Origin of the sequence: Streptomyces rishiriensis, assembly GCF_003112535.1 — a bacterium.
GTDB classification, from domain to species: Bacteria; Actinomycetota; Actinomycetes; order Streptomycetales; family Streptomycetaceae; genus Streptomyces; species Streptomyces rishiriensis.
Genome location: NZ_BEWA01000018.1, coordinates 76,158 through 93,307, shown reverse-complemented (window position 1 = coordinate 93,307; position 17,150 = coordinate 76,158). Strand labels below are relative to the sequence as shown.

Here is a 17,150-nt window from a genome sequence, read left to right as displayed (position 1 = left end):
GCCCGCCGTGGCCCGCCGCCCGCGTCTCACCCCGCCAGCGCGGTGAGATGCGCCGCGCGCGACGCGGGCGTCTGGCCCTGGACCATCAGGAACAGGGCCTCTCTCGCCAGGCGTTGGGCCCTGTTCGTCAGCAGCATCGAACGGCCGCCCCCGGCCACCACCGCCGCCGTGGTGGCGGCCCGCATCAGCTCGAACGCCCGGGCCCGCAGAGCCAGCCGTCGCGCAGGGTGCTCGTGCGGCGCCGGGTGGTCGGCCAGGGCGTAGGCCTCGCCGCGCAGTGCCGTCAGCCGGGCCTGGAAGGGGGCCGCCGTGTCCTCGTCCAGCAGGGCGAGAGCCGCGCCGGTGACGCCGAACACCGCGGGGCCGACGTTCGCCGCCCTCGCGCGGTCCGTCGCCGCCCACTGCTCGTACGGGGTGCGCACAGCCACCGCCTCCTCCGGCAGCCACAGGCCGTCCAGCTCCAGGGAGACCGTGCGGGCCGCTGTCAGGGCCGCCAGGCGCATCGGGGCCGACGGTCGCAGGCCCGGCTGCGGACCTGCCTCGGCGAACGCGAACAGTGCCTCGTCCGCGTCGGTGACGCCGGCCAGCAGCATGACGTCGTTCAGGCCCCATCCCGTGTACCAGGGCACGGTCCCGTCGAAGCGCCAGCCGCCCCGCTCCCGGGCGGCCCGCACCGGCCTGCGCGGGTACGCCCGCAGATGCGCGTACGCCACCCCGGACAGCAGCTCACCGGTCGCCAGCCGGCCCAGCAGCCGTTCGCGCACCGGCGCCTCGCTCCCGGCCAGGGTCAGCACCGGGGTGTGGTGCTGCGTCTGCACGAACCAGGTCGAGCAGCACGCCCCGGCCAGGATCTCCGCCGTCTCCCGCACCACCGCCCCGGACGCCGCCGCGCCGCCGTACTCCTTCGGGGCGTTCAGTCCGAGCAGACCCGAGCGCCTGATCTCGGTCAGGTGCCCCACGGGCACCTCCCCCTGGTCGACCTGTTCGGCCTGCGGGGCGAGGAGGTCGTCGGCGAGGCGGCGGGCGCGGGCGACGAGAGGGTGCGCAGCGGTCATGGAGGAGATTCTTTCCCGGTCCCCGGCGCGGGGTGTCGATCCGGGGCGGCGCCGTTCGTGTAGGAGATGAGACAAGGGCACGACACGGCACGACACCCCAGGAGGACGTCATGACGCACTACCTGCTCAGCGTGGTCCAGCCGGCCGGCGGCGAGCCGCCCGCGGCCGAGGAGCTCGCCGGGATCATGCGCCGCGTGCAGGCGTACAACGACGAGCTGCGCGCCGCCGGCGCCTGGGTCTTCGGCGGCGGGCTGCACGGACCGGAGACGGCCACGATGCTGCGGCCGAAGGACGGCGACGTGCTCGTCACCGACGGGCCGTACGCCGAGGGAAAGGAGTACCTCGGCGGGCTGTGCCTGATCAAGGCCGCCGACCTGGACGAGGCCCTGGAGTGGGGCCGCAAGGCGGCCCTGGCCACGACCCTGCCCATCGAGGTGCGCCCCTTCGCCGACGCGCACTGAGCGATGCCGGACACCACGGACGTCGAGGCCGTCTTCCGCGCGGAGTACGGCCGGGCCGTCGCCGTCCTCGTCCGCTTCCTCGGCGACATCGACCTCGCCGAGGAAGCGGTCCAGGACGCCTTCGCCACGGCCGTGCGGCGCTGGCCGCGGACCGGTGTGCCGCCCAGCCCGGCGGGCTGGATCATCACCACCGCCCGCAACCGGGCCGTGGACCGGCTGCGCCGGGAGTCCACCAGGGACGCCCGCCAGACCGAGGCCGCCCTGCTGTACGCCGCCGACCAGCCCGTGGAGGAGGGCCCCGTGCGCGACGACCGGCTCCGCCTGGTCTTCACCTGCTGTCACCCCGCGCTGGCCCCACAGGCACAGGTCGCGCTGACCCTGCGCCTGCTCGGCGGTCTCACCACCGCGCAGATCGCCCGCGCCTTCCTCGTCCCCGAGCCGACCATGGCGCAGCGACTGGTCCGCGCCAAGGCGAAGATCCGCGACGCCCGCATCCCCTACCGGATGCCCCGCGACGCCGACCTGCCCGACCGCCTCGACGGCGTGCTCGCCGTCGTCTACCTGATCTTCAACCAGGGCTACGAGGGCGACGCCGGGCTGTGCGCGGAGGCCGTCCGCCTGGGCAGGCTCCTGACCGAGCTGATGCCGGACGAGCCCGAGGCCACCGGACTGCTGGCGCTGATGCTGCTCGTCGAATCGCGCCGCGGTGCGCGCGAGGACGCCGACGGCATGCTCGTGCCGCTGCCCGCACAGGACCGGGGCCGCTGGGACCGGGACCTGATCGCCGAAGGACAGGCGCTCGTCCGCCGCTGCCTGCGCCGCAACCGGCCGGGGCCGTACCAGATCCAGGCCGCGGTGCAGGCCGTCCACAGTGACGCACCGACCGCCGAGGCCACCGACTGGCACCAGGTGCTGCGACTGTACGACCAGCTCACGGCCGTCGCGCCGAGTCCGGTCGTGGCCCTGAACCGGGCGGTCGCCGTGGCCGAGACCGAGGGGCCGCGCCAGGCCCTCGACCTGGTCGACGCGCTGGACCTCGACGGCTACCACGTGTGGCACGCCGTCCGCGCCGACCTCCTTCGCCGTCTCGGCCGCGCCGCCGAGGCGGTGCACGCCTACGAGGCGGCCCTCGCGCTGAGCCGGAGCCCGGCGGAACGCGCCCTCCTGCAGCGGCGACGGCGCCAACTGCTCGCCGGTCCGGGAATGTAACGTGGGGGATGAATGGTTGGCATATACATCGAGCCGACGCTCGTCCCGAACTCCCCGGGCCGCCAGGCCCGCCCGACCCAGGGCCGCAAGGCCCGTGCACCCCAGCGAGGCACCGTGACCACCGCAGCCACACCCGAACAGCCCGCCGACGTCGTCGCCCGACTGCGCGCCGCCTTCCGCACCGGCCGCACCAAGCCCGTCGCCTGGCGCACGGACCAGCTGCGCCGGCTGCGCGCCCTTCTCACGGACCAGGGCGCCGAACTCGCCGCCGCCCTCCACGCCGACCTGGGCAAGAGCTCCACCGAGGCCTACCGCACCGAGATCGACTTCACCGTCCGCGAGATCGACCACACCCTGGAGCACCTGGACGGGTGGCTGAGCCCCGAGGCCGCCCCGGTCCCGGCCCACCTCGGCGCCGACGCCCGTGCCTGGACGCTGGTCGAGCCGCTCGGCGTGGTCCTGGTCATCGCCCCCTGGAACTACCCGGCCCAGCTCCTGCTCGCCCCGCTGGTCGGAGCCCTCGCCGCCGGCAACGCGGTGGTCGTCAAGCCCAGCGAGCTCGCGCCCGCCACCTCGGCCGCCCTGGCCCGCCTGCTGCCGGCCCACCTCGACACCGAGGCGGTCGCCGTCGTGGAGGGCGGGATCCCGGAGACCACCGCCCTGCTCGCCGAGCGCTTCGACCACATCTTCTACACCGGCAACGGCGCCGTCGGCCGGGTGGTCCTGCGCGCCGCCGCCGAGCACCTCACCCCGGTCACCCTCGAACTCGGCGGCAAGTCCCCGGCGTTCGTCGACCGCGACGCCGATCTCACCGTGGTCGCCGACCGGCTGGCCCGCGGCAAGTTTCTCAACGCCGGCCAGACCTGCGTCGCCCCCGACTACGTCCTGACCGATCCGGCGACGGCCGCCGCCCTGGAACCCCTCCTGAAGAGCGCGGTCGAGACGCTGTACGGGGCCGACCCGCAGACCTCCGCCGAATACGGCCGCATCGTCAACGAACGCCACTTCGACCGGCTCGGCGGCCTGCTCGGCTCGGGCCGGGTCGTGGTCGGCGGCGGTCACGACCGCGCGGACAAGTACATCGCGCCCACCGTGCTCGCCGACGTCGACCCGAAGTCGCCCGTCATGCAGGAGGAGATCTTCGGCCCGATCCTGCCGATCGTCACCGTCGAGGACCTGGACGAGGCGATCGGCTTCATCAACGACCGGGACAAGCCCCTCGCCCTCTACGTCTTCACCGAATCCGACGACACCCGGGACCGCATCGCCGGCGAGACCTCCTCCGGGGGCCTCGGCCTCGGTCTGCCGCTCGCCCACCTCACCGTCTCCGACCTGCCGTTCGGCGGCGTGGGCGAGAGCGGCATGGGCAGCTACCACGGGCGCTACTCCATCGAGACGTTCAGCCACCGCAAGGCGGTGCTGGAGAAGCCGCTGCACTGAACGGCTCGCACCGCGGGCGGCCGCCTCGACGCGAGGAGGCCGCCCGCGCCCACGACGTGACGCACGCCCAGGTCCGGCCGGCCTTGGAGCCTCGGCCGGGGCCCGCACGTCCTGGCCGTCCCGGGGACCGGAAACCCCGCGCACCCGGAAGAGAACGCGGCCGCCGGGGCCCTGCGCCTCACGGGAGAGGAACTGCGACGCCCGGACGCGGCGCACCGCGCCGCCGGTGAGGCCCGTCCGGCGGAGAGTGGCGCGGCGAAGGTTTTACGTATAACCTCACCCGTCAACCCCCTTCCGGAATGCCCTCCGGAGTGCTCCGCACCCGCCTGTGAAAGGTCCCGATGAGTCGCATCGCCCTGGTCACCCTCGTCGTCGACGACTACGACGAGGCGATCCGCTTCTACACCGGGGCGCTCGGCTTCCGGCTCGTCGAGGACGAGCCCCGCCCCGACGGCGCCCGCTGGGTCGTCGTGCGCCCGGGGGACCGTCAGGACGGCGTGGGGCTGCTGCTCGCCCGCGCCAAGGACGAGGCCCAGCGCGCCCGGGTCGGGGACCAGACCGGCGGCCGTGTCGGCTTCTTCCTGCACACCGAGGACTTCGCCGGCGACCACGCCCGCATGCTCGCCGCCGGGGTGACCTTCCTGGAGGAGCCCCGTCACGAGCCGTACGGCTCCGTCGCCGTCTTCCAGGACCTGTACGGAAACCGCTGGGACCTGCTCCAGCCGGCCACCGCCTGAGCACCGCCCGCCGAACCACTCGCCGAGGAACACGCACATGACCGCGCCCCGCATCGACACCGACACCCTCCGCCGGCTCCCCAAGGCCGTCCTGCACGACCACCTCGACGGCGGCCTGCGCCCCGCCACCGTCGTCGAACTCGCCGAGGAGGTCGGCCACGCCCTGCCGACCACCGACCCCGACGAGCTGGCCGCGTGGTACTTCGAGGCCGCCAACTCGGGCGACCTGGTGCGCTACATAGCCACCTTCGAGCACACCCTCGCCGTCATGCAGACCCGTGAGGGCCTGCTGCGCACCGCCGAGGAGTACGTCCTCGACCTGGCCGCGGACGGCGTCGTCTACGGCGAGGTCCGCTACGCCCCCGAACTGATGCTGAACGGCGAGCTGACGCTCCCCGAGGTCGTCGAGACGGTCCAGGAGGGCCTCGCGGCCGGTATGGCGAAGGCCGCCGCCGCGGGCAGCCCCGTCCGGGTCGGCACCCTGCTCTGCGGCATGCGGATGTTCGACCGCGTGCGCGAGGCCGCAGACCTCGCGGTCGCCTTCCGGGACGCGGGCGTCGTCGGCTTCGACATCGCCGGCGCCGAGGACGGCTTCCCGCCCGCCGACCACCTCGACGCCTTCGAGCACCTGCGCCGAGAGAACGTCCCCTTCACCATCCACGCGGGTGAGGCCCACGGCCTGCCCAGCATCCACCAGGCCCTCCAGGTCTGCGGCGCCCAGCGCATCGGCCACGGCGTGCGCCTCACCGACGACATCGTGGACGGCAAGCTCGGCCGGCTCGCGGGCTGGGTGCGCGACCGCCGGATCGCGCTGGAGATGTGCCCCACCTCCAACCTCCAGACCGGCGCCGCCACCTCGATCGCCGAGCACCCGATCACGGCCCTGAAGGACCTCGGCTTCCGCGTCACCCTCAACACGGACAACCGGCTGGTCTCCGGCACCACGATGACCCGGGAGATGGCGCTGCTGGTCGAGGAGGCGGGCTGGGGCGTGGAGGATCTGCGCACGGTCACGGTGAACGCCCTCAAGAGCGCGTTCATCCCGTTCGACGAGCGCAGGGCCCTCATCGAGGACGTCGTCCTGCCGGGCTACGCGACCGCGCTCTGAAGGATCCCGCGGACGTAGGCGGCCTGTCCGACGTGCTGCAGATCGTCGGACAGGACGCTCACCAGCCGCACGCCCAGCGTGACCGGCGGATCCCAGCGTTCGTCCACCACGCGCTCCAGGTCCGCCGCCGTGAGCGCGCGCAGCGCCGTGAGGGTCTGCGCGTGCACGGCGTCGTGGTACCCGGTCAGCAGCTCGGCTTCCCGTACCCGCACCTTCGCGACCTGCGCGGAGCTGTGGCCGTAGCCGGTGTCCCGGCGCGGCAGATCCAGACCGAACCGTTTCTCCCAGTCCTGGGTCAGCCACACCTGGTCGAGTCCGAAGGCGTCCGCGACGTGGTCGTCCTGGACCCGGGTCAGATGCCACACCAGCCAGGCGGCCGAGTTGGCCCCGGCGGCGGGCCGGGCGCCGAGACCGTCGGGGTCCAGGCCCTCGACGGCCGCGTGGACCTCTTCCTGAACGCGGCCGAACCCGTCGATGAGGATGTCCTTGGCGTGCATACGTCCACCATCGCTCAGCCCGCGCTCATCCGCCCCCCGTTTCCAGCAGCCGCATCAGCCCGTTTCCAACAGCCCCATCAGCGCCCTGGCCGCGGGGCTGGTCGCCCGGGTGGGCGGCAGCAGGGCGACCGTCTCGTAGGCGGCCTCGCCCGTGCCCTCGAGGGCCAGGGCGGTGAGGGCCTCGCGCTTGTGCCGGAAGTGACGCGGCACGACCGCGACGCCCAGGTTCTCGTCCACCAGGTCCAGCAGGTCGTGCACGTCGTTGACCTCCAGCGCGACCGTGCGCCGCACCCCCGCCCCGGCGAACGCGGCGTCCGTGGCGCGCCGCGGGCCCCAGTCCGGGTGGAAGTCGACGAACACCTCGCCGGCCAGGTCCTGCGGCGTCAGCGCCGCCGACGTCCCGGCGAGCCGGTGGTCGGGATGGCACAGCACGTACATCGGCTCGGCGGCCAGCGGCACACAGCGCAGCTGATCGGTGTCGGGCTGGGTGCGGTAGGCGAAGGCCAGGTCGAGCCGGCCGGCCGTCACCTCCTCGCCGAGCGCGCCCGACCCCGTCTGGCGCAGCCGGATCTCCACGTCGGGATGGCGCCGCCGGAACGCCGCGAGCAACCCCGCCACGTGCACCCCGGCGATGCACTGCTCGGTCCCCACCGCGAGGGTGCCGCGGACCACGCCCTGCACGGCGGCCACCGCCTCGTGGGCCGCGCGCACCTGCGCCAGGACGCGCTCCGCCTCGGCCAGCAGCGCCCGGCCCGCCTCCGTCAGCGTCACCCTGCGGGTGGTCCGCACGAACAGGGGCGCGCGCAGCTCCCGCTCCAGCGCCCGGATCGACGCCGACAGCCCCGACTGGGAGACCATCAGGCGTTCGGCGGCCCGGGTGAAATGCTGGTCCTCGGCGACGGCGACGAAGTGCTGGAGGTGGCGCAGTTCCATGATTGAGAAGCCTAGCCGCTGAATTCCATCGGATTCTTCTGTTGGACCACTGCCCGCAGGCGGAGTCAGAGTGGGAGAAGGTTCCGGAAACAGATCGTCCCGAACCGTCGTGCCAACCCCTCCTGGAGTCGCGTTGTACACCGCACACCCCGACCGTTACGCGGACATGCCCTACCGGCGCACCGGACGCAGCGGCCTGAAGCTCCCCGCGCTGTCGCTCGGCCTGTGGCACAACTTCGGCCCGGACCGCCCGGTCGAGACCCAGCGGGCCATCCTGCGCCGCGCCTTCGACCTCGGCATCACCCACTTCGACCTGGCCAACAACTACGGCCCGCCGCCCGGCGCCGCCGAGTCCGCGCTCGGCGGGTTCCTGAAGAGCGACTTCGGGGCCTACCGCGACGAGCTGGTCATCTCCACCAAGGCCGGCTACCTGATGTGGCCCGGCCCGTACGGCGAGTGGGGCTCGCGCAAGTACGTGCTGTCCTCGCTGGACCAGAGCCTGTCGCGCATGGGGCTGGACTACGTGGACGTCTTCTACTCGCACCGCCCCGACCCGCAGACTCCCCTGGAGGAGACGATGGGCGCCCTGCACTCCGCGGTCCAGCAGGGCAAGGCGCTCTACGTCGGCGTCTCCAACTACTCGGCGGAGCAGACCCGGGAGGCGGCCCGCATCCTCGGCGAACTGGGCACCCCGCTGCTCATCCACCAGCCCCGCTACTCGATGCTGGACCGCCGTCCGGAGACCGAGGGCCTGCTGGACGCCCTGGACGAGCTCCAGGTCGGCTCGATCGTGTTCTCCCCGCTGGAGCAGGGCCTGCTGACCGGCCGCTACCTGAACGGCATCCCGGAGGACTCGCGGGCGGCGAGCGACAGCCCCTTCCTGAACTCCGAGGCGCTCACCGAGGAGCTCGTCGGGAAGCTGCGCGCCCTGAACGAGATCGCCGAGTCCCGTGGTCAGTCCCTCGCCCAGCTCGCCCTCGCCTGGGTGCTGCGCGGCGGCCGGGTGACCTCGGCACTGGTGGGCGCGAGCAGTGCCCGGCAGATCGAGGACAGCGTCGGCGCCCTGGACCGGCTGGACTTCGAGGACGAGGAGCTGGCCCGGATCGACGCCGTGATCAACGGCTGAGCCGCTCCGTCAGCCGCACGGTCACCGAGTCGCCCTCCCCCTTTCCGATCGCCTTGCGCACCTCGGCCTTGACGGGGAGCTTGTGGGTGCCGTCCCCGAGGGCCATGAAGGAGCTGCGGAAGGGGTGCCCGTCGACCGTTCCGCGGATCTTCACCAGCCCGCGGGTGCCGAAGAACGCGACGGACCCGGGCCAGACGACATAGGTCCAGCCGCCGGTCGCCGGACTCCTGCGCAGGACGGCGGTGAATTCGGCATTCAGTGTTCCGCTTGTGCTCCCGTTCGCCATTTCGTTCGTCGTCGCGTCCGTGCTTCCGTCGGCGCTCATGAAGTCCTCCGATCGCGGTGATCCCTTTTGGTGTGGACCGCCGCGAGCGGAGGAATTCATCGCTTCCCGGGCTTCAGCTTCCGGCGGGCACGCGGTCGAGGAATCCGAGGACGGAGGTGATCCGGTCCTGCGCGTCCAGCGTGATGACGTCGGATCCGGCCACCGGCGCCGCACCTCCGCCGGAGGAGGGATCCCCGGCGTCGCTCACCAGCTCCCAGGAGAACCGGGCCGTGTCGTGGTGCCCGTCGACCACGCCCGTGGGCCGGAAGGAGAAGCCCGGGAACTGGGCTTGCACGGCCGAGACCAATTCGGCGATCTCCTCGTGGCCGACGGCGTCGGCGAGCGGGTCGGTGTACCGGCCGTCCTCCGCCCACGCTGCGTCGACAGCCTTGGCCAAAGCCTCGAACCCGCGGGCATTCCAGGCCTCGAAGTAGCGGGCGACGGCGTTTTCGTACCGGTCGGTGTTCGCGGACATGGGGGAATCAGCCTCCGTCGAGGTCGTCGTCACTGGTCAGAAGCCGGATTCGGGTCTTCGCCGATCCGGTGTCACCAGCCTGCCCGCGCCCGCCGCCCCGGTCGATTACCCGCCGGGTAATGACGGCGGTCCCCGGCGCGCGCCGAATTCCGGCCATGAGCCATGGGGAATATGCCAAGAGACTGGCCAAAAAGACATGGTGACAGTGATTCACCAGTGAACATACTCGAACGTCAGGGACGAGTTCACTCATAGGAGCCGCACGGAAAGCGAGGAAGCGCCGGCGAACGAGCACCGGGGGAGAGGGACGTGCACGACGAATTCCTGTGCCATGTCACGGCGTACGGCGTCTGCGACGGCCGGCGCATCGGCGTACCGCTCGGCACCTACCGGGCTCCGACGCTCGCGCTCGCGCTGTGGTGGCTGCGGGACCGGGCCTCATGGATGGCGGAACGGCTGGATCCGCAGCCCGACAGCGAGCACATCCCGCCGGGCGCGCTGGTCCCGGTCGCCGACAGCGTGCGCGACGTGCCCGCGCTGCTGCGGGCCTGGTGCGCCGACCTGGACCGGCAGGAGCTGGTGGCCGACGAGCTGGCGGGCGGCCGGCTGGTGCGCATCGCGGTCAGCGACGACACCACCGAATACGAACTGCTCGCCGAGTCCGTCGACGCGCTGCGCATGCAGCGGACCGTGCCTGCCCTCGTCCTCCCCGTCGGCTGAGGCGCTTCGCCTCCGCCCGGCCCCTCCGCATTCCGCCCCCGGCCCCTCCCGGGGCCCCGCCCGCGCTCCGTCTCGTCCCCGCCGTCGCAGGGCACCCGGACGGGCGAATCGATAGAATTCCGGCATGGTGGAACGGCCGGTCCCCTCGACTGCGCCCGCACTCGTGCTGGCGACCGAGACGGGCTCCACCCTGCTGGTCCCGGGCCGCGACTACCGCGTCGGCCGCGATCCGCTCAGCGACGTCGTCATCGATGACGCCCGGGTCTCCTGGCGGCACGCCGTGCTGCGCTGCGCGGGCGGCCACTGGACGGTCGAGGACCAGCACAGCACCAACGGCACCTACGCCGACGGCGACCGCGTCCACGCGTGGAGCGTCGGCCCCGGCAGCCTCATCCGCTTCGGCAGCCCGTCCGACGGGCCCTACGTCATCCTGTCCTGCCCGCCCCGGTCCCTGACGGAGCGGCCGTCGGGCGTGTCGATGCCCGCGGCGACCGGCGCCTTCCGGCAGCCCACCGGCGTCCGGACGCTGCCGTCGCACACCGTGCGGATCGGCCGTGCCCCCGACAACGACCTGGTCGTCGACGACCTCGTGGTCTCGCGCCGGCACGCCGAGCTGCGCGCGCTGCCCGGCGGCGGACACGAGATCGCCGACCTGGGCAGCCACAACGGGACGTACCTCAACGGGCGGCCCGTGGAGCGCGCCCCGCTCGGCCCCGGGGACGTCGTGGGCATCGGCCACTCGGCGTTCTGCCTGGCCGGCGACCAGCTCCAGGAGTACGTCGACACCGGGGAGATCTCCCTCGACGTACAGGACCTGACGGTCGCCGTCGACCGCGGACGCAAGGTCCTCCTCGACCACGTGTCCTTCCCGGTGGGGGAGAAGTGCCTGCTCGGGGTCGTCGGACCCAGCGGCGCCGGCAAGTCCACCCTGCTCGGAGCCCTGACCGGGCAGCGCCCCGCCGACCGCGGCACGGTCGTCTACGACGGCCGTGACCTCTACCGCGACTACGCCGAGCTGCGCCAGCGCATCGGACTGGTCCCCCAGGACGACATCCTGCACGCCCAGCTGACCGTGCGCGCCGCCCTCGGCTACGCCGCCGAACTGCGCTTCCCCCAGGACACCCTGAAGGCCGAGCGCCGGGAACGGGTCGAGGAGGTCATCCGCGAACTCGGACTGGAGCAGCGTGCCGGCCAGCCGGTGCACAGCCTCTCCGGCGGTCAGCGCAAACGGGTCAGCGTGGCCCTGGAACTGCTCACCAAACCCTCGCTGCTCTTCCTGGACGAGCCGACCTCCGGCCTCGACCCCGGTATGGACCGCTCGGTGATGCACATGCTGCGCGGTCTCGCCGACGACGGCCGCACGGTCGTCGTCGTCACCCACAGCGTCCTCAGCCTCGACGTCTGCGACCGGCTGCTGGTGCTCGCGCCGGGCGGCCGGGTCGCCTACTACGGGCCGCCCGCGGACGCGCTGGCCTTCTTCGGCTTCGAGCAGTGGCCCGAGGCCTTCGAGGCGTTCGAACGCGACCGGGACCGGGACTGGGCGGGGGAGTACCGCGACTCGCCGCTGCGGCGGCAGTACGTGGTCGACGCCGGGGAGCAGCCCCGGCTGCCCCGCTCCGGCCCGGTGATCATGCTGCCGCCGCCCCGGCCCCGCAGCCGGGCCGCGCAGCTCGGCACGCTCGTCCGGCGGTACGCGGCCGCGCTCGCCGCCGACCGCACGTTCCTCGCGATCATGATCGCCCTGCCGTTCGTCATGGGAGCCATGGCCCGGGCCCTCGCCGGGAGCGAGCTCACCCGGGACACCGCGATGAACGCGCTGCTCGTCCTGTGCGTCGGAGGGGTCCTCACGGGCGCGGCCAACGCCGTGCGCGAACTCGTCAAGGAACGGGTGATCTACCGGCGGGAACGCGCCGTCGGCCTGTCCCGGTCGGCGTATCTGATGTCCAAGGTCGTCGTCCTGGGCACGGTGACCGCCGGGCAGGCGGTGGTGCTGACGCTCGTCGCCCTGCTCGGAGTGGACCTGCACGCGCCCGGCGGCCGAGGCGTGCTGACGGCGCCCCTGGTGGAGATCGCCGTCGCGGTGGCGCTGCTGGGCTTCACGGCGATGATGCTCGGCCTCGTGGTCTCCGCGCTGGTGCGCAAGGAGGAGGTGACGATGCCGCTGCTCGTGCTGCTCGCCCTCGTCCAGGTGGTCTTCTGCGGGGCGCTGCTGAAACTGGACGGATTCCCGGGCCTGGAGCAGTTCGCCTGGCTGGCGCCCGCACGGTGGGCGCTCGGCGCGATGGCGGCCACGGTCGGACTGTCCCGGCTCGTGCCCGGTGACATCACCGCTGATCCGCTGTTCGCACACTCGGCGGCGGTGTGGCTGCTCGACACGGCGATGCTGGTCGTGCTCTCGGCGCTCTTCGCGTTCGTGGCCTCCCGCCTCCAGCGCAGGCACGAGCCCGCCGTGATGCGCAGGTGACGCCCGAGTCGGCCCCGGCCGCCCGAGTCGGCCGCGGCCGTTCGCGTCCGTCCCGGCCGTCCGGGGCGCGTCGGACCGCGAGGGGGGCGGGACGGCGTCGGACGCGGCCGGCGCCGCGCGGATCCGAGGGCCTGCACTCCGGCTCTCGCGCCGGGCGACGCGAAGTCGGTGGAGCCGGTGTCATGCCGCGCAGCCCGTCACTCGCACGGCGTCCGCCGTCAACTGGGTCCCGTCCCGTCCCGGCGACGGAGCGCCTCGACCGCCGCCCCGCCCAGGAAGCCCGCGGCCGCCCCCCACAGCGCGGCCGCACCCAGCGCCGACCACACCTCGGGGCGCAGGAACAGCCGCCCGGACAACTGGCCCCCCAGATCGCCCAGGCCGAGGACCGACAGGCCGTAGTGCGCGGAGATCCGGCAGGTCAGGCAGATCATGAGCACCGTGAGCACCAGTGCGACCGCCGTGCGCAGGGCGTGCCACCGCACAGGCGTCCGGGGCGGCGAGTGCGCGGCCGTCAGGAACGCGGCCGCCGGCACCAGGATCGCGTCGACGACGACCAGCCACCACACCCGCCCGTCGTGCTCGGCGAGGGTGCTCAGGTTCAGCCGCGCGGTGTCCGGTCCGCGCAGCACCTCGTCCAGGACGTGCGGCATCGGCAGGGCGAACGGCCCCTCCACCCGGCCGTTCCAGGTGGCGCCCAGCCCGATGGTGAACACCGGCCAGACCACATTGGGCATCCCGAGCAGCACCACCGCGAACGTCTCGGCCGGGTGCCCGCGGGTCGCCGCGACGACGAGCGCGACGACCACCCCCAGGGCGACGCAGCCGAGCAGCAGCACGAGCATCGCGTGCGCGGCCGGCCGTACCGACCGCTGCAGACGCAGCAGCCGTGCCGGCAACGGCGCCGAGCGCGAGACCAGCAACGCCGCCACGAGCACGCCGGCCAGCCACGCCGAGCCGGACACGAGCGTCAGCGGCACGTCGGCGGTGAAGCCTGCCTCCGGGCTGACGCCGAACAGTTCGCCCAGGTCGTTCAGCGTGTCGTCGCCGAGAGGGAGCGCGAAGGTCCGGTGCGCGGCGAGCGCGGCGCCGAGCAGGCCGAGCAGCCAGACGACGGCGATCCGCGCCGCCCAGCCGGCCAGCTCGGCGACGCTCGCCACCGCCCGGCGCCGCAGCGGCCGCAGAAAACCCGCGCCGACGACGAGCGCCCCCACGAGAGTGACCGACAGGGGCATCACCGTCAGGTTCGCCCGGGTGCCGGCGAGCCCGCCCGCATCGCCGGAGACCTCGACCGTGCCGCCGACGGCCGTGACGACGGTCGCCGCGACCACCCGGGGGAACGCGCCGTCGGGCAGATCCGAGGCTCCGGCCGCCCACAGGCCCAGCGCGGCGATCACCCCCATGACGATCAGGCCGGCCACCGCCGTGACGATCGCGCGGCCCCACCCGTGGCGGGACACTGCCTGGTCATGGGGGCTGTGCGGGATCACCCTGCCACGCTAGGCAGCCCCGGCGGGGCGCGCCTGCCGGGAGGGCCGTTCGCGACGGGCCGGCAGGTCGGCCGCGGTCATGGCCGCCGTGTGAGGAACCCCATGGTCGTTGCGTGCAAGAGGTGATAAATGAGGGGGACTGCACAGCGCGAGTCGGGGTACGAGCACTGGTGCACAGCAGCGTCCGGCATGTCCGGCCTCCTAGAGAGAAACGCATGATCGAGCACATCGAGCACCTGGACGGGGCAGTGATACCGATTGGTTTCGATGTACCCGTGGAACCGCTGAGGCGGGCTGCGCACTACACGGGTGAGCCCGGCTGCATAGCCGAGGCCCGTGCCTTCGCCGCCCACTTCGTCGAGCAGCTCAGGACCGAGTGGTGCGCCACGGTCGGGGACCGGGTGATCGGCGAGGTGATGCTGGTGGTCAGCGAGCTGGTGACCAACGCCGACCGCCACAGCAACGGGCCGTACATCCTGGAACTGGAGGGCACGGGCGCCACGGTGACGGTGTGCGTCTACGACAGCAGCGACGCGCTGCCCATGCGGTTCCCGAAGGACCCCCAGCGCATCGGCCGGCACGGTCTGGAGATCGTGCACGCGGTCTCGGCGGAGGTCACCGCCGAGCGCGTGCCGGTCGGCAAGCGCGTCCGCGCCGTGCTCAAGCTCGAAGCCTAGGCCGGTGGGGCTCCGCCCCGTCCTTCCTCCGGTTCGCCGCATGCCTTTCGTCGGCCGACGACGTGCTCTCCGTCGGCCGACGCTCCTTGCTCTTCACGCTTTTGCCCCTGCGGCCCTCGCTGTCGAACCCGATGGCCCTGCTGTCGACCCCGGCTCGGCCGGGGTCGCTTCCCGTCTCCGGCGGGCGGCTCCGTCAGGCGCAGCCGAGCTCGCCCAGCATGCCCTGGCGCAGCCGGGCGATGATCCGCTTGATCAGACGGGAGACGTGCATCTGTGAACAGCCGAGCCGCTCGCCGATCTCCGCCTGCGTGGCTTCCTCGACGAACCGCATGTGGATGATCTGCCGGTCGCGCTCGCTGAGCTCGGCCATGAGCGGGGCGAGGGAGTGGTAGTCCTCGACGAGGCGCAGTCCCTCTTCCTCCACGCCGATGAAGTCGGCCAGGACCGCCTCGCCGTTCTCCGGACCGTCGCCGGTGAGCGCGGCGTCGAGGGAGGAGGAGTTGTAGCCGTTGGCCGCGATCTGCGCCTCGACCACCTGGCTCTCCGCGATGTTCATCAGCGTGGCCAGCTCGGCCACCGTCGGCTCCCGGTCGAGACGGCTGGCGAGCTCGTCGCGCGCCTTGGCCAGTTCGACGCGCAGCTCCTGCAGCCGGCGGGGCACATGGACCGCCCAGGTCGTGTCCCGGAAGAAACGCTTGATCTCACCGACGATGTAGGGGAGCGCGAACGACGTGAACTCCACCTCGCGGGCCACCTCGAACCGGTCGATGGCCTTGATCAGGCCGATCATCCCGGTCTGGACGATGTCCTCCATGTCGTCCCCGCGGCCCCGGAACCGACCGGCCGCGAACCGCACGAGGGACATGTTCATCTCAATGAGGGTGTTGCGCGCGTACTGGTATTCGTGGGTGCCCTCTTCCAGCACGGCCAGGCGCTGGAAGAACTGCCGGGACAATTCGCGGGCGTCGCGCGGAGCGATGCTGCGAGGCGCCTCGATGCCCGGCAGCGGTGCGCTGTCCCTGCCGGCTCCGGCGCCGCCCTCGACGACCTCTGCCTCCGACCGGTTCACGGCGGTCTGCATGGTCTCTCCCTCGACAGTCACGGTTCGGCGTCTGCTGTTCTCGGTCCGTGAGCGGACACACACGTGCACGCCCGTTCAGGGGGCGGGTACCCGGTCTTCGCGGACCCATGCATACGAATGTCGAAGAAAATCGTAGCGGCCGCCCATCCGTCGGCAACCCGCCCGCCGGCGACCCGCCGCCGACGGACCGCCGCCCCCGGTGCCCGCCCACGGCCCCCGGCCGCCCGCGCCCGTCGATTCCACCGAGGGCGCAATGCCGCACTCTTGCGGGCCCGACCGGCGCTCCTAGGCTTGAGAGGTGAGCAATCAAGACGTGAGCAGCCAAGCGCCGAACCGAGCCCGCGTGATCCCCTTGCGCCCGCCCTCCGCGCGCCCGGGCGTCCCCGTCTCCTCTCCCGATCCCGCCGTCTCCCGGCCCGCCGCGAGAGAGCCCCTGTGGCGGGACCTGATCGGAGACGTCCTGCGCCGCGAACGGCAGGCGCAGGAGCGCACCCTCAAGGACGTCGCCGACTCCGCCCGCATTTCCATGCCGTACCTGTCGGAGGTCGAGCGCGGCCGCAAGGAGGCCTCCTCGGAGGTCCTCGCGGCCGCTGCCCAGGCCCTCGGCCTGAGCCTGGGCGACCTGCTCTCCCAGGCCCAGGGCGAGCTGGTCAGGCTCGCCGGCCGGCCCCCCGCGCGCAGCCGCGCGACGCCCGCCTCGTCGTACGACGGGCTCTGCCTGGCCGCCTGACGGGCACCGCGGGCCGGCGTCTCACACCTTGGCGAGACGCCGGCTCACCACCTCGTCGGCCAGCCCGTAGGCCACCGCCTCCTGGGCGGTGAACACCTTGTCGCGGTCCATGTCGGCGCGCAGCGTCGTGACGTCGTGCCGGGTGTGCCGGGCCAGCACCTCCTCCACCTGCGAGCGGATGCGGACCATCTCCGCAGCCTGCAGCGCCAGATCCGACACGGTGCCCTGCCGGCCGCCGCTCGCCGGCTGCCCGAGCAGCACGCGCGCGTGCTCCAGCACGAACCGCCGGCCGGGGTCCCCGCCGGCCAGCAGCACGGCCGCCGTCGAGGCCGCCTGTCCGACGCAGAACGTCGAGATGGGGGCCTGGACGTACGTCATCGTGTCGTAGATCGCCATCAGCGAGGTGAACGAGCCGCCGGGCGAGTTGAGGTAGATCGCGATCTCGTTCTCCGGCGCCGACGACTCCAGATGCAGGAGTTGCGCGATGACGACGTTGGCGACGCCGTCGTCGATCTCCGTGCCGATGAAGATGATCCGCTCGGACAGCAGCCGGCTGAACACGTCGTAGGACCGCTCGCCCTGCGGGGTCCGCTCGACGACGTTCGGAATCGTGTAGGTCCCCATG

At 72.9% G+C, this 17,150-nt stretch carries 18 protein-coding genes; 10 read left to right on the top strand and 8 right to left on the bottom strand.

The features are described 5' to 3' along the window. Window positions 1-26 precede the first annotated feature (26 nt). Window positions 27-1,055 carry an acyl-CoA dehydrogenase family protein gene (locus tag Sri02f_RS29910; protein WP_109004452.1) on the bottom strand — a complete coding sequence of 343 codons (1,029 nt, stop codon included), beginning with the start codon at window positions 1,053-1,055 and terminating at the stop codon, window positions 27-29. 110 nt (window positions 1,056-1,165) lie between these two features. Between Sri02f_RS29910 and Sri02f_RS29905 the strand changes: the two genes are divergently transcribed. The 5 genes from Sri02f_RS29905 to Sri02f_RS29880 all read left to right on the top strand — a co-directional run bounded on the left by Sri02f_RS29905 (window position 1,166) and on the right by Sri02f_RS29880 (window position 6,010). Continuing rightward, window positions 1,166-1,516, top strand: coding sequence for a YciI family protein (locus Sri02f_RS29905; RefSeq protein WP_109004451.1), 351 nt, complete (start codon window positions 1,166-1,168; stop codon window positions 1,514-1,516). Window positions 1,517-1,519: 3 nt separating this feature from the next. Next, window positions 1,520-2,725 carry an RNA polymerase sigma factor gene (locus tag Sri02f_RS29900; RefSeq protein ID WP_109004450.1) on the top strand — a complete coding sequence of 402 codons (1,206 nt, stop codon included), beginning with the start codon at window positions 1,520-1,522 and terminating at the stop codon, window positions 2,723-2,725. 114 nt (window positions 2,726-2,839) lie between these two features. Next, window positions 2,840-4,165, top strand: coding sequence for an aldehyde dehydrogenase family protein (locus tag Sri02f_RS29895; protein ID WP_245970874.1), 1,326 nt, complete (start codon window positions 2,840-2,842; stop codon window positions 4,163-4,165). Between the two features lie 341 nt (window positions 4,166-4,506). Beyond that, window positions 4,507-4,902: a VOC family protein gene (locus tag Sri02f_RS29885; RefSeq protein ID WP_109004448.1), complete on the top strand. Its 396-nt coding sequence runs from the start codon at window positions 4,507-4,509 to the stop codon at window positions 4,900-4,902. Window positions 4,903-4,939: 37 nt separating this feature from the next. Beyond that, window positions 4,940-6,010, top strand: a complete 1,071-nt coding sequence (locus Sri02f_RS29880; RefSeq protein WP_109004447.1) for an adenosine deaminase — start codon at window positions 4,940-4,942, stop codon at window positions 6,008-6,010. On the opposite strand, the gene Sri02f_RS29875 is transcribed toward Sri02f_RS29880, so the two are convergent. Both Sri02f_RS29875 and Sri02f_RS29870 read right to left on the bottom strand, forming a co-directional pair. Next, the gene (locus Sri02f_RS29875) at window positions 5,992-6,507 is read right to left on the bottom strand and encodes a mycothiol transferase (protein WP_109004446.1); all 516 of its coding nucleotides are present in this window, start codon (window positions 6,505-6,507) and stop codon (window positions 5,992-5,994) included. The two genes, Sri02f_RS29880 and Sri02f_RS29875, sit on opposite strands and share 19 nt — an antisense overlap. 54 nt (window positions 6,508-6,561) lie before the next feature. Continuing rightward, window positions 6,562-7,440, bottom strand: a complete 879-nt coding sequence (locus tag Sri02f_RS29870; RefSeq protein WP_109004445.1) for a LysR family transcriptional regulator — start codon at window positions 7,438-7,440, stop codon at window positions 6,562-6,564. Between the two features lie 133 nt (window positions 7,441-7,573). On the opposite strand from Sri02f_RS29870, the gene mgrA reads away from it, so the two are divergent. Further along, the gene (mgrA, locus tag Sri02f_RS29865) at window positions 7,574-8,566 is read left to right on the top strand and encodes an L-glyceraldehyde 3-phosphate reductase (protein ID WP_109004444.1); all 993 of its coding nucleotides are present in this window, start codon (window positions 7,574-7,576) and stop codon (window positions 8,564-8,566) included. Here the strand turns inward: mgrA and Sri02f_RS29860 are convergent. After that, the gene (locus tag Sri02f_RS29860; protein WP_167467647.1) at window positions 8,556-8,852 is read right to left on the bottom strand and encodes a DUF1905 domain-containing protein; all 297 of its coding nucleotides are present in this window, start codon (window positions 8,850-8,852) and stop codon (window positions 8,556-8,558) included. The genes mgrA and Sri02f_RS29860 overlap by 11 nt on opposite strands. A gap of 112 nt (window positions 8,853-8,964) precedes the next feature. Then, window positions 8,965-9,366, bottom strand: a complete 402-nt coding sequence (locus Sri02f_RS29855) for a nuclear transport factor 2 family protein (protein ID WP_109004443.1) — start codon at window positions 9,364-9,366, stop codon at window positions 8,965-8,967. A 309-nt stretch (window positions 9,367-9,675) separates the two neighbouring features. On the opposite strand from Sri02f_RS29855, the gene Sri02f_RS29850 reads away from it, so the two are divergent. Then, window positions 9,676-10,086 (top strand): hypothetical protein, encoded by a 411-nt coding sequence (locus Sri02f_RS29850; protein WP_109004442.1) that lies wholly within the window; start codon window positions 9,676-9,678, stop codon window positions 10,084-10,086. A 124-nt stretch (window positions 10,087-10,210) separates the two neighbouring features. Beyond that, the gene (locus tag Sri02f_RS29845) at window positions 10,211-12,550 is read left to right on the top strand and encodes an FHA domain-containing protein (protein WP_109004441.1); all 2,340 of its coding nucleotides are present in this window, start codon (window positions 10,211-10,213) and stop codon (window positions 12,548-12,550) included. Between the two features lie 218 nt (window positions 12,551-12,768). Here Sri02f_RS29845 and Sri02f_RS29840 read toward each other — a convergent pair whose 3' ends face one another. Further along, window positions 12,769-14,037 (bottom strand): streptophobe family protein, encoded by a 1,269-nt coding sequence (locus Sri02f_RS29840; protein WP_109004440.1) that lies wholly within the window; start codon window positions 14,035-14,037, stop codon window positions 12,769-12,771. Window positions 14,038-14,252: 215 nt separating this feature from the next. Between Sri02f_RS29840 and Sri02f_RS29835 the strand changes: the two genes are divergently transcribed. Then, window positions 14,253-14,714 carry an ATP-binding protein gene (locus tag Sri02f_RS29835; RefSeq protein WP_109004439.1) on the top strand — a complete coding sequence of 154 codons (462 nt, stop codon included), beginning with the start codon at window positions 14,253-14,255 and terminating at the stop codon, window positions 14,712-14,714. Window positions 14,715-14,907: 193 nt separating this feature from the next. Here the strand turns inward: Sri02f_RS29835 and Sri02f_RS29830 are convergent, their stop codons facing one another. Next, window positions 14,908-15,795 (bottom strand): RNA polymerase sigma factor SigF, encoded by an 888-nt coding sequence (locus Sri02f_RS29830; protein ID WP_109004438.1) that lies wholly within the window; start codon window positions 15,793-15,795, stop codon window positions 14,908-14,910. A 313-nt stretch (window positions 15,796-16,108) separates the two neighbouring features. Between Sri02f_RS29830 and Sri02f_RS29825 the strand changes: the two genes are divergently transcribed. Continuing rightward, the gene (locus tag Sri02f_RS29825; RefSeq protein ID WP_109004437.1) at window positions 16,109-16,525 is read left to right on the top strand and encodes a helix-turn-helix domain-containing protein; all 417 of its coding nucleotides are present in this window, start codon (window positions 16,109-16,111) and stop codon (window positions 16,523-16,525) included. A gap of 21 nt (window positions 16,526-16,546) precedes the next feature. Here Sri02f_RS29825 and Sri02f_RS29820 read toward each other — a convergent pair whose 3' ends face one another. Beyond that, window positions 16,547-17,149, bottom strand: coding sequence for a ClpP family protease (locus Sri02f_RS29820; protein ID WP_109004436.1), 603 nt, complete (start codon window positions 17,147-17,149; stop codon window positions 16,547-16,549). Window position 17,150 lies beyond the last annotated feature (1 nt).